This is a genomic window from Streptomyces sp. NPDC089919 (assembly GCF_040684615.1).
Lineage (GTDB): Bacteria > Actinomycetota > Actinomycetes > Streptomycetales > Streptomycetaceae > Streptomyces.
Genome location: NZ_JBFBGK010000028.1, coordinates 28,188 through 39,308 on the forward strand (window position 1 = coordinate 28,188; position 11,121 = coordinate 39,308).

Here is an 11,121-nt window from a genome sequence, read left to right on the forward strand (position 1 = left end):
CGATCGAGGTTAAACGACAAGCTAAAGGGCTGGCCCCGTACGCGCCGCCCCGGTGGGGCGCGGGGCGTAGGGGGCCAGCTTGCGTTACATGGCGGCGGCGTAGCTTTCTCCGATGGGCTGGAGGGGGACGCCGTGGTCGTTGAGGTCGGCGACCACGTGGGACCAGTCGAGTGCCGGCTTGCCGTCGGTGCCCTGGTGGTTCGGGCCAGCGGGCCGGGTGGGCCCGACGTCTTGTTCGGTGCGTGCGGGTGTCGGTCCGGTGCGCACGGTGATGGCGGGTGGGCGAGTGAGGAGCAGTCCGCCGGTGGGCGGGACGACGGCGATCTCGTGCTGCGTGGTGGTGGTGGGCTCCAGGGGCGGGTTGCCGCTCAGGAGGAGGCTCAGGAGCACGGTGGCGGACTGGTCGGTGAGGATCTGGGCGGCCTTCTGGAGCCGGTGTTGCTGGTTGGCGGGCAGGGAGAGGGCCAGTGCTTCGGCGCGTCCGAAGCTGAGAGGCACGGCGACGCACACTTCACGGGTGGAGTACTCCTGCCAGTCGAACTGCGGGGACCTCGGGCCGTGCTTGTCGATGGTGTCGAAGAGCAGGCGGGGGTCGGTGATGGTGTGTGAGGTGAGGCGGACCGGGCGCCGGCGGGCGAGGTGGTCCATCCGGTCTTCGAAGGGAAGCTGCTGCAGGAGGCTTTTGCCGACCGCGCTGGCGTGGGCGGCGAAGCGGAAGTCGACCCACTCGTAGACGCGGGGGGCTTCGGGGCCGTCGGAGCAGCGGGAGATGCTGACCTCGCCGTCGTCGTAGCTGCTGACGTAGACCGCGGCGCCGACCGCGTCGCGCAGCGCAGCGAGGGTGCGCTGCAGCGCGTTGTCGGCCGAGCCGCCCGAGGTTTGCGCGAGGGCCAGCAGGTCGCCTCCGGGGGTGTAGCCGCCGTCGGGCAGGCCGTCGGCCATGCCCTGCTGGCACAACCAGGGCAGCATCTGCTCGACGGCCTCCTTCGGGAGGCGAGCCCGCTTGGAGAGCTGCGCGGGGCTTAGGGCCACGGAGGAGGCGTGCAGGACGTGCAGGATCCGAAGCGCCCGCTCTACTGCCTTCCACCGTGCCGGAGCCGATCCCTGGCTGGGCACCTGCCGGGAGGCCACGGTCAGCTGTGGCGCGCGCAGGGGAGAGGAGGAGAACTGGGCACTGCGTGCGGGTGCGGCACCTGCCATGAGGGCGGCGCGGACTTCGCCGGCGAACTCGTTGTCCTGAACGGGGTGGCCGTGGCCGGGGAAGGCGGCCGGGTTGTCCCGCAACGCCCGGGCATCGCCGTGGCCGAGGCGGGCTGCGGAGTGTACGAGCTGGATGATGTCGTAGTAGCCGTGGCGGCCGAGCACGCGGGCGGTGAGCGCCGCGAGGCGGAATAGCGCGCCGGGGTGCCCGTGCTCGGCAGCCTCTCCGAGCCATGCTTCTGCGGCGGCCGTGTCGCCTTGGCGAAGCGCCTTGGAGCCGAGCCGGTAGTGGCTGTTCACGTCCTGGTGTGAAGGCCCGTCGTCGGCGTTCCCGGCGGTGGCCCAGCTGCCGTCGGGCCGGTCCCAGTAGTCGGCCGGTCCGCGAAGGCGCGACATCAGCGCGGCGAGCCGGTCGGCGTTCTCGGGTTCGGTGGAGTGGACTGCGTCCCCTGTTACGTCACTCACTGGAGTACCTTTCCCCGCGCTGCCGCCGCGTGCGCTCCTCTTTGAGACGAATCCGCCTCTTTAGTTCCTGGCGCAATTCCGGGATGCCCCGGGCGCGCTGGGACTGGACCTGCCCGCGCGAGATGCCGAGGTCCAAAGCGATCGCTGTGTCGTCGGCCCCGCGGCTTTGAAGTTCCAGCACGTCCCGGCGCTGCGTGCGGGGCATCCGCCCGATCGCGGGGATCACCTCCTCCTCGAGCAGGCGGGCGTCTTCCTGCGCGATCCGTTCTGCCCGCGCCCACGGCTGGTCCTCCGCGCCCACGAGGCTAGGGTCCCGGGGCGTGGGGATGGGCTTGCTGCTCCTGAGGTGGTCGGTGAGGAGGTTGCGCACCGTCGTCAGGCAGTAGGGCAGCGGATCCCGGTGCGCCAGGGACGGGTCGGTCAGCCACTGGATGGCCGTGCGGTAGAAGGCCTCCTCGGCCGCCCACTCGTGCCAGGTCGGAGGCAGCCACGGGCATTTGCCGCGCAGCCAGCGCAGCGCGGCGCGGATGCACCGCGGGTGGGCCCTCAGCAGGACCTGGGCCACCGCCTCGCCGTGGCCGTCGCCGGCCGGATCGCCGCTCACCACGGGCGGTGCTCCTTGCTCGGGCCTGCCGCCGCGGGAACAGGCCCAAGGTCCCAGGCGGTCAGCACCGCTCCGTCCGGAGCCTCGTACCGGATGACCCGCCACGTCGCGCAGGTGCACGAAGGGGGGTCGAGTGCCGGCGGCCGGCTGGGCGGCCTGCGGCAGGCCAGGCGCCACAGAGCGCGCAACGCGCCGGCGGTGCTGCTGAGCGCCGGGGCGTATGCGAGCCATTCCGGGAGCGTCATCACAGGCTCCAGATCGTCGTAGGTTCACCGGCGCACTCGGCGCCTTCACCTGTGTCCTACGGAGATTCGGCCCTGGAACTAACGCATGATCGGAACTGCCCTGCATTGACCGATCATCGGACAAGATGTGATCGGTCGAGTTCCGCGCGAGCGCTGCACGCCGACCGGCGGCCGGCCGTGGCGGCTTGTGACCGTCGAGAGAGGGCTTGCTAGGCACGGTGCCTGAAGTCGCCGTGCTCGCCGACGCCCGGCTCGGGCGCCGACACCGTCATCGTGATCTTGTACTCGACCGCACTGTCGTCCCCCTCGACCCGGGCCCATACAAGAGCGTGGATCTCCAGCAAGGGAGCCCGCCGGGCGACCGCGGCCGCAGCCTCCAGAGCGTCGGCTGGAGTGTCACCCGTGCACACGACCGCGCCGAACGCGGACACCTCCACATCGCTGCACGCCGCCTCGCCCCCGGAGGCCAACCCGACGACAACGGCGCTGGCCTGGTGCAGGGTCCGGACGAGGTCCCGCCCGAACGACGGCCCGGCCGGGACCTGAGGCTGGAGCGCCGTCAGCATTGAGGCGCGCATGGGTGCGGGAAGGGCGGTGTGCTGGTCGTCGGTCATGCCGGACCTCCAGGTGGGATGGGCTGGGCTGGGATGCCAGGTCGCTGGCACTGCTGCGGCTGCCGGGCCTCAGTTGTGGCGGTCGACGGGCAGCGGCCAGCCGGCGGGCACGCGGTGTCGGACGCCGTCTGTGAAGTGCAGGGTGATGTACGGGCTCGCGGGGGTACCGAACAGGGCGACCGCACGCTCCACGACGTGGACCTGGTCGTCCACGGCGACGACGTCGCCCGCGACGACAGTGCAGGCAGCTCGTGAAGCCCGCCCCCGCATGGCCGCTGGAAGCTCCACATCAGGCGTGCCGCCGCCGGCATACGGGCTGCTCGTCATGAAGCCGCCCTCCTGGATCGGGAAGGAGCAGCGCCCAGACACTGGAGAACGTCGGCGAGCTCTTCGGCCCGTACGAGGGGAGGCGGGTCCTCGCGCGGCGGGCTGACCCAGTGAGCCGACGGACTCCCGTGCGGCGGCCCCCACGGGACGACGAGTTCGGCACCCGTGGACAGCACCCGTACCCCCGGCACGCCTGCGGCGAGGTGTCCGGTGCCGGGCGGGACCATCACGTACAGGACGTCCTGGATGTGGTCGGCGAGGACCGGGTACCCGCGGCGCGGGCTGATCCGCAGGACGGCGAGCGCGTCCAGGCCCCGCTCCAACGGGCTGATCGCGAGCGCGTCCCAAGCCCGCCCGCACGGCACCCAGCCGGAACCACACGGGGCCGTACGCCACCGCTCCCGACGCTCGTCGGTCACGGCCGCCTGCGTGTGCCAGGTGGGGCTGGAGCTCTTCGCCATGACACCCTCCCGATCCCTCCTGCGTGTCCCACCTCCACGCAATCAGCCCACGGGTACCGCCTGCGACGCGTGAACGATGAAAGAGCGATGCAACTCGGCACCGGGCCGGTGCAGATGCAGCAAGGAGCGGGCAAGAACCAGTCGGGGCGCGGTACGGTCGCAGCCCTCCCGCCCCGCCCCGGCGGACGCCACAACTCGGAGCCCGGCATGGCCGACCGTCACCCCAACCGGGACTTACGCGCGCTGCGCGAGGCCGAGTTCCAGATGTCCCGCCCCGAACTGGCCAAGGCCCTGAACGAGCAGGCGAAGAAGCTGGGCGAGAACATCGGCTGCACCGCGCGCCTGATCGCCGCCTGGGAAGACGGCGACGTCGCCTGCCCTCGCGCCGTCTACCGGCGGGTCCTGACCGCCTACACCGGCCGGACAATGCACCAGCTCGGGTTCGCTGGCGCCGGCCCCCGACCAGCCGAGCCCCCACAGGCGCCCGGCGGCGACGGGGCGGGAGAGGGGAGTGGATCGGTGAACCGCAGGTCGTTCCTCCGCGACGGCGCGGGCGTGGCTCTGACCCTGCCCACCACCGGCGGCAGCACCGGCCGGATCGGCGCCGTCGAGGTCCGCGCCGTCACCGGCGCGGTCGCCGCCTTGTACGGGCACGACCACGACCACGGATCCGGCCCTCTGCGCCAGGCCGCCAACGAGGCCCTGCACACCGCCTACTCCTGGCTCCAGGCCGGCACGTATACCGACCGCACCGGCACCAAGCTCCGCTCCGCCACCGGCAACCTGTCCATCGCCGCCGGCTGGCTCTCCTACGACTCCGGCCGCACCGCCGACGCCCACTCCCTCTACGGCGAAGCCCTCGCCGCCGCCCGCATCGCCGACGACCGGGCCCTCGAAGCCCATGCCTTCGGCTGCCTGTCCCTCCTTGCCAAAGCCCAGGGCCGCCCCCGAGAAGCCGTCGCGAACGCCCAGGGCGCCCAAGCCGCCGCCCGACACCTGGGCTCACCGCGCCTGCTGGCCCTCTTCCACGTCCGCGAAGCCGGCGGTTGGGCCCTGATGGGCGACCGGCCAGCCACCGACGCAGCCATCGTCCGTGCGCACCACCACTACGCCGCCGGACCCAGTGACGCCGACCCGGGGTGGCTGGAGTTCTTCACCCCGGCCGAACTCGCCGGCCTCGAAGCCCTCGCCCGCGCCGATCTCGGCCAGCACGAACGTGCCGCCGCCGGCGCCGAGCAGGCCGTCCTCCTCCACGGCACCGCCTTCGCCCGAAACCGGGCCTTGTACACCGCCGACATCGCGATCCAACATGCAGTAGGACACCGGCCCGAGCCCGAAGCAGCCGCCGAAGCCGCCGGCCGCGTCCTTGCGTTCCTGCCCGAAGTCCGCTCCGACCGCCTGCTCCAGTCCCTCCACGGCGTCGCCGGAGCACTCCAGCGCCACGCACGCGTCCCGGCCGTCGCCGACTGGATCGAGCAGTACCGCACCATCACCACCACCCAGGGAGGACGGACGTGACCACCCACACCGACGACGTCGCCATCCGCACCTACGGCCCCGGCCACGTCCCCGCCCTGCTCGACACCCTCGCCGACATCTGGGCCGACGCCCACCCCGAACTCGTCGACACCCCCGGCGCCACCACCGACGGCCTCTCCACCGATGCCCTACGCCGCCAGATCACAGGCCACGCCCGCCGCGAAGGCTTCGTCCTCGTCACCGCCTACGCCCACGGCAGCCCCGTCGGCTTCGCCTACGCCTTCCCCGCCACCCCCGAATACTGGTACGGCCCCGACCTCCTGCCCGCCATCCCCGAGCACATCCGGGCCGGCCGTCTCATGGGACTGTGCGAACTCGCCGTCACCCCGACCTGGCAGGGTCGAGGGATCGGCACCCGCCTGCACCACCAGCTGGTGACCGCCATCGCACCCCAGTGGTCCTCCCTCCTAGTCCACCCCGACAACCCCCGCGGCCGCGCCCTCTACGACCGCCTCGGCTACGCCTACGCCGGCCCCTACCGCAATGAGCCCGGTGGGCCCGTCTACGACCTGCTCGTGCTCCGCGTCGGTACGGAGCACCACCCGGCCGCCTGAGCGCTCTCACCCGGGGTCGCGATAGCCGCCGTCCTTCGCCCTCCGGGCCACATCCGCGTACACGCGCACCTCCACGTCCCGCTCACCGGGAGTCCTCTTCAGCCGACAGGGTCCGCTCGACAGGAACAGGTCCGCGATCCGCTGCGCTGCCTCGACCGCAGCCTTCTCGCTGCCGCGGATCTCGATCGTGATGAGGCCTTCGTCGTCCATGACCGGCGAACCCCTACTCGGGTCGCCTGGTTTCGCCCGTGGACGGGCTCCACTCCATAGAGTGCCCTGGCAGTGATCCCGTGGACTGCCCGGTCGCCGGGAGAGGAGGGCCAGCCCTCGCGCTCTGTCCTGACCGAAGGAGTACGTGACGATGCCCGCGATCCTGGGTGGACGCCCGCAGTGCACTGCGTTGGCGATGTCCGGGCGGCGCTGCAACGCCGTGGCGAACACCGGCGACACGTGTAAGATCCACGCGGAGCGCGCCCGGCGCGGTGCCTACCAGCCGGACAGGCAGTACCGCCCGGGGATCATCTACGCTCTGACCGACCGCTGGACCGGGGGCGTCCGCTACATCGGGCAGACGAACCGGCCGCCCGCTGAACGGCTCGCCCAACACCTGCACGCTCCTCCAAACCAGGCTTTCCGGCGGTGGCTCACCGCATGCGACCAACAGGTCGATGTCAAGGTTCTCCGTGACGGCGTGCCCGCCTCCGAGATGGACGCCGCGGAGTACACGGCAATCCGGGCCCACTTCGAAGCAGGCTGCGACCTCCTGAACGAGGCCGGGGTGACCCGGCCCTTCACCGGATACCGGGTCCGAGGCTCGGCGCCCGGCCCCCGAGCGCCCCACCGGTTGGTCGGCTCGTAGACCACGGTTGTCGTTGGTACTCGCTGGTCCAGCTGTGCTTCACCGACGATGCCATCAGTGAGGCGTTCGGGTGAGATCGCGGTCCAGCATCACGGTCTCCAGGCCCCGTCTCCCTACCGGTGTGGTTGAATCCGCAGCGGTGGGCCCGGCGGGGCCCCAGTCCCTGTGCGCGACCCGACATCGGGCACACCGTGGGAGAGCCAACTCGGCTGGCACCGCCTCATGATCCGTACCAACTCGTGGGACCTCGTACTGCGTGCGCTGTGTCGGGCCGGCTGTGCGCTGTGAGGGGCTCCGAGTCATGAAGGCCACCGTCGTCGAACGCCGTGCCGAGCTGCTACGCCTGTACACCGGGCTGGGCTGGAAGACCGCGCTCGCGCGAGTCGAGGCTGCCGCTCCCGGCTCTGTGCTCATCCCGGAGCCGGATGCCGACCAACTCGCTCTGGAGGCAGGGGTGATGGCCGCTCTGGCCTGGCGGCAAATCACTACGCTCCACCCTTGGGGCATTGAGTACGTCGACCCGCGCTCCGACCGCCTTCTCATTCGCTTCGAGCCCGACGTGGTCGGGCGGGGCGACGTCGAGGAGACCCAGGTCCTCGACCTTGCCACGGTGCTGCTGCCGCGTGCTGACGAGTACGGGGAGATTAAGGGGGTGCCTGGGGCTCGAACCCACGTCGAGAACGGGAAGGTGGTGTTGCGCCTGCTCGGCACGACTGCCTCCGCCGTGCTGCTGGGCCTCGACCCCAAGGAGTGGCTAAAGGCGGTCGAGACCCAGGACCAGCGGATGAGCACGTGGGGAATGACGCCGTGCCACCAAGGGCGGGCTCAGAGCCTGCACCCGGCCGAGCGCCCCTACCGGCAGCCGGCCCGCCGCGGCCCTGGGGCCTCGGACTGGCTGACCAGCGGCCTGCTGCGTCGGTCCGGGCTGATCCGTTCCCTGGGAGTTCCGCTGTCGGTGACCGGCTGGCTCAACTCCCGCGCACGTGACGGCGGTGAGCGCTGGATCATCGACCCCACCTTCGGTGAAGGCCACGGCCCTGCCGGCCACCGTCGGCTGGCGGCGCTGCTGTCAGCACCGGGCTGGGGCCTGCCCGTCACCGTCACGGACGAAGTCTGCAACTGCCACCTACCGCCCGGATACAGCGACCAGTGCACCACCACCGTCGCTTCCCTGCAGCCGGAGCGGCCGGGGACATTGGAGCTGCGCACGATCCACCGTCGCGGGGATCGCCTGAGGCGGATCCAACGGGACCAGACCGCCCTCTATGCCGCCCACAAGAAGCTCACTCGCTCCGTACCGGCCAGCGTGCACCGCTGGCTCGATTCCGTCAGGTCGCCAACGTCCGGCGGGTCCCGCTGAGCGTCGGTGGCACGGCGGAGACCGGGTGGAAGTACTGGCAGGGCGAACGCCCCCCGTACCCCGCGGCCAGCCACTCGGGGCGTGGATCCGGCTCGTTTTCCCACCACAGACCAGCGGCGTCCTGGAAGTGGACCGTGAGCGTCCGCTCGGTCGCTTCATGTGGAAGGAACCCTTCGTGCTCGTCCCCGACCGTCCTCCCCCCGCTCCACGGTGAACGTGCTGTCCCGCGCGATGTCGGGGCCGGTGGGCCTCGCGAGGGCGAGGTCGAAGGCGTGCCGTCCATCGGAGCGGCGAAGCGGATGCCATCCGAGCCCCGGCCTCTCTCACGAACCCGGGGCTCGGGGTTGCTCCCGCTACACGGCCGGGGCCGGCTCGTAGACCACCGTGGTCACCGGGCACTGGGCGGCCAGTTCCATGAGCGCCTGGTGCTCTGCGGTGTCGACGGCCAGGTCCCAGCGGAGCTTGGTGCCCACCCACGTTGCCGCGTAGGTGCACCGGTAGGCGGCGTTCGGCGGCATCCACTCGGCGGGGTCCTTGTCGGCCTTGGACCGGTTCGAGGCGGCGGAGACGGCGATGAGGGTGTCAGGGGAGTCCTGGTCGTTCGCGTACGCCTCCCGCCGTGCAGCCGTCCACGGGGCGGGCTCGGAGTCGTAGACCTCGGCCAACGGGACGAAATGATCGACATCCAGTCGCGCCGCGTCGGTGACCACCGTGTCGTCGTAGGCGCTGCGCCAGGTCCCGCCGGTCAGCTTGCACCCGGCTGCCACCTGCGGCGCTTCGACGGCTTCGGCCAGGATGACTTCCTTGCGGGTGTCGCAGCCGTCGCTCGGGTTCAGGCCGCGGTTCCAGTGCTTGTAGAGGGTGCGCTGGTAGCCCTCCCGGTGCTCGCGCGCAACGGGCAGCCGGTCGATCGCCTCCACCAACGGCAACGGCGCACGAACCCCTGCCGGACCACCGGCAACGGGCGCGGCGGCCCGCTGGCCGGACGGGACGGCATAGGCGGCCGGGGCCACGACGGCTGGCAGGACGGCGAGGGCGAAGGCGGGCAAGGCGCGCACCAGCAAGTTCTTGATCACAGAGGCTGGTGTACGGCTCACAGAAACGTCCGGGCAGCCGCCCGGGCTGCAAGTCACCCGTCCGGGCGGCCCGATTCACCGCTGAAACGCGCCTGCAACGGTCGTGCGTCGGCCGCTCAGGGTGTCCGGAGCCAGGCCGGATCGTTGTCCGACCATGATCTACACGCGATGGAAGCAGGCCGCTCGCCTCTGGGTCCCGGCCGTGACGGCGGCCGCGGCGGTGCTGCTCGCCGGATCGGGGGCCCCGGCCGCGCCGACCGTCGCGCAAGGCCCGCTGGCGCAGCGGGCCACCGGTCCACGCGATCGTGTGGAGGCCTTCCTGGTGGCCTACAGCACCACTTGGTGGAGCGCCAACGGCCCCCGCTCCCGCCGGGCGCGCTCCTACCTGACACCGAGTCTGATCCGCCGCCTCGAGACCTGGTCGCAGGCGAACTGGGCCGACCCGGTCTACCAGGCCCAGGACAGGCCGCGGTCCTGGGCGGTGCGCCTCACCGGCCGCCGGGACGGCCGGGCGAGCGTGGTCGTCACCCAGCACTGGGGAGGCAGCGCGGACACGAAGATCAGGTACACGCTCCGACTGAGTGACCTCATGATCGTCGACCTGGCAGGCCAGCCACACTGAATTCGCTCCCTCCCGGGGCCTTGCCTCAAATCCCGGCTGGCGGTTGGAAGTCTCGGAAGGGACATCCGGCTTCCCCCGGGGCAGGTGCCGGATCGGTCGGTTCGGCTATGGCACTGTTTGCCCCTGGAGCTCGAGAATGCCGCCGTCGAGCTGAATCAGACCAATACCGGCAACGCTGGTGGGTGCGCTGAAGCGGGCCTCCGGGATTCTCACCGCGCTGTTGGTGAGCAAGCTGCCCAATTCGGTAACCGTGAGGCCGGTGGCCCATCGCAGGCATCGGTCGGCGTTGCTTCGGCGAGCCGGCGTGAGGTGGGCGCGGTGGCGGGGAGAGGACCACAGCAGGTTGGCGCGGACGAGTAGAGCACTGCGCAGGGCGGTGGTGGCGGTGGGCGCCCAGTGATGGGCCATCACCGATTCCCCCTGCGTCAAGGAGGCCTTGGTCCAGGCCTGCATGGGGTTCACATCGGGCACCCCAAGGCTGGTATTCCCCTGCGCTTCGCCCTCCAGCGCGTCCCGCATGTGCTGGTGAGAGGGTTCGCCGGTCCTCTCGCGAAGCTCGATCCTTCCGTGAGTGGGCAGGTGGTGGAGCAACAACCCCTTGCTCGTCACTCGCTCAAGGCGGAGGCCAGGAATACCGGACACCTCGAATGAGCCGTCCTGAAACGTTCTGATGTAGGGCAGGAGGTAGCTGCACACACGGGCGGCTGCCCTGACTCGAAGAACCAGTCGGTCGGGTTGGGGAGCCACCCAGCCGACGTAGGCCAGAAGGTCGGGGAACGTCCGCGCACCGCGAAGATCGAACGGATGTTCCGACCCGCGACTGAAGAAGCAGTCGAACAGGAGCGCTTGCAGTTGCTGTTGGCCAAGGGCGCCGGCGTCCAGACAGATCCTGCCGTTGCGCCGTCGCATCCGGCGGAGGTAGTTCGCGGGGATCGCGAGAAGCTCCTCGCACTCAGCGAGGGCGGCTTTGTCATGGCTGTAGGGCATGGTGCTCCGTTGCGGCGCGTCCCGGACCACAGCCGGACGAAGTGACCGTTGCCAGAGCATCGGACCTGAGCGGACGGCGAGTGCTGAACGACTGGGTATCGCACCCTTGGGGGCGTCGGGGCTGTCCGGGCAGCGCCGCAAACCACCAGCCGGTCGTTTCGTCGGCTGCTCGCGCAGGATAGCGCAGCGCGACGCGTGGGTACGGGAC

Annotated in this window: 13 protein-coding genes; 5 read left to right on the forward strand and 8 right to left on the reverse strand. The window is 71.1% G+C overall.

Annotated features, from left to right (window positions below):
* Positions 1-84 precede the first annotated feature (84 nt).
* From AB0O40_RS14645 to AB0O40_RS14665, 5 genes are all read right to left on the reverse strand, one after another.
* The gene (locus tag AB0O40_RS14645) at positions 85-1,665 is read right to left on the reverse strand and encodes an IclR family transcriptional regulator C-terminal domain-containing protein (RefSeq protein ID WP_365040210.1); all 1,581 of its coding nucleotides are present in this window, start codon (positions 1,663-1,665) and stop codon (positions 85-87) included.
* On the reverse strand, positions 1,658-2,269 hold the full coding sequence (locus tag AB0O40_RS14650; RefSeq protein WP_365040213.1) for a hypothetical protein: 612 nt from the start codon (positions 2,267-2,269) through the stop codon (positions 1,658-1,660). The genes AB0O40_RS14645 and AB0O40_RS14650 overlap by 8 nt, the downstream gene beginning before the upstream one ends.
* A gap of 454 nt (positions 2,270-2,723) precedes the next feature.
* The gene (locus AB0O40_RS14655) at positions 2,724-3,128 is read right to left on the reverse strand and encodes a hypothetical protein (protein WP_365040215.1); all 405 of its coding nucleotides are present in this window, start codon (positions 3,126-3,128) and stop codon (positions 2,724-2,726) included.
* Between the two features lie 69 nt (positions 3,129-3,197).
* The gene (locus AB0O40_RS14660) at positions 3,198-3,455 is read right to left on the reverse strand and encodes a hypothetical protein (RefSeq protein WP_365040218.1); all 258 of its coding nucleotides are present in this window, start codon (positions 3,453-3,455) and stop codon (positions 3,198-3,200) included.
* Positions 3,452-3,916 (reverse strand): hypothetical protein, encoded by a 465-nt coding sequence (locus AB0O40_RS14665; RefSeq protein WP_365040221.1) that lies wholly within the window; start codon positions 3,914-3,916, stop codon positions 3,452-3,454. The genes AB0O40_RS14660 and AB0O40_RS14665 overlap by 4 nt, the downstream gene beginning before the upstream one ends.
* An 87-nt stretch (positions 3,917-4,003) precedes the next feature.
* On the opposite strand from AB0O40_RS14665, the gene AB0O40_RS14670 reads away from it, so the two are divergent.
* Positions 4,004-5,434 carry a hypothetical protein gene (locus tag AB0O40_RS14670; protein ID WP_365040224.1) on the forward strand — a complete coding sequence of 477 codons (1,431 nt, stop codon included), beginning with the start codon at positions 4,004-4,006 and terminating at the stop codon, positions 5,432-5,434.
* On the forward strand, positions 5,431-6,009 hold the full coding sequence (locus AB0O40_RS14675) for a GNAT family N-acetyltransferase (protein WP_365040227.1): 579 nt from the start codon (positions 5,431-5,433) through the stop codon (positions 6,007-6,009). Before AB0O40_RS14670 ends, AB0O40_RS14675 begins: the two co-directional genes overlap by 4 nt.
* 6 nt (positions 6,010-6,015) lie before the next feature.
* Here the strand turns inward: AB0O40_RS14675 and AB0O40_RS14680 are convergent, their stop codons facing one another.
* On the reverse strand, positions 6,016-6,219 hold the full coding sequence (locus AB0O40_RS14680) for a DUF6207 family protein (RefSeq protein WP_365040230.1): 204 nt from the start codon (positions 6,217-6,219) through the stop codon (positions 6,016-6,018).
* A 151-nt stretch (positions 6,220-6,370) separates the two neighbouring features.
* Between AB0O40_RS14680 and AB0O40_RS14685 the strand changes: the two genes are divergently transcribed.
* Complete coding sequence (locus tag AB0O40_RS14685) at positions 6,371-6,868, forward strand: hypothetical protein (RefSeq protein WP_365040233.1); 498 nt, start codon at positions 6,371-6,373, stop codon at positions 6,866-6,868.
* Between the two features lie 301 nt (positions 6,869-7,169).
* Positions 7,170-8,228 carry a hypothetical protein gene (locus AB0O40_RS14690; protein WP_365040236.1) on the forward strand — a complete coding sequence of 353 codons (1,059 nt, stop codon included), beginning with the start codon at positions 7,170-7,172 and terminating at the stop codon, positions 8,226-8,228.
* Positions 8,229-8,581: 353 nt separating this feature from the next.
* On the opposite strand, the gene AB0O40_RS14695 is transcribed toward AB0O40_RS14690, so the two are convergent.
* On the reverse strand, positions 8,582-9,304 hold the full coding sequence (locus AB0O40_RS14695; RefSeq protein ID WP_365040239.1) for an HNH endonuclease family protein: 723 nt from the start codon (positions 9,302-9,304) through the stop codon (positions 8,582-8,584).
* Between the two features lie 154 nt (positions 9,305-9,458).
* Here AB0O40_RS14695 and AB0O40_RS14700 point away from each other — a divergent pair, with 154 nt between their 5' ends.
* On the forward strand, positions 9,459-9,926 hold the full coding sequence (locus AB0O40_RS14700; protein ID WP_365040242.1) for a hypothetical protein: 468 nt from the start codon (positions 9,459-9,461) through the stop codon (positions 9,924-9,926).
* A 105-nt stretch (positions 9,927-10,031) separates the two neighbouring features.
* Here the strand turns inward: AB0O40_RS14700 and AB0O40_RS14705 are convergent, their stop codons facing one another.
* Complete coding sequence (locus AB0O40_RS14705; protein WP_365040245.1) at positions 10,032-10,913, reverse strand: hypothetical protein; 882 nt, start codon at positions 10,911-10,913, stop codon at positions 10,032-10,034.
* Positions 10,914-11,121 lie beyond the last annotated feature (208 nt).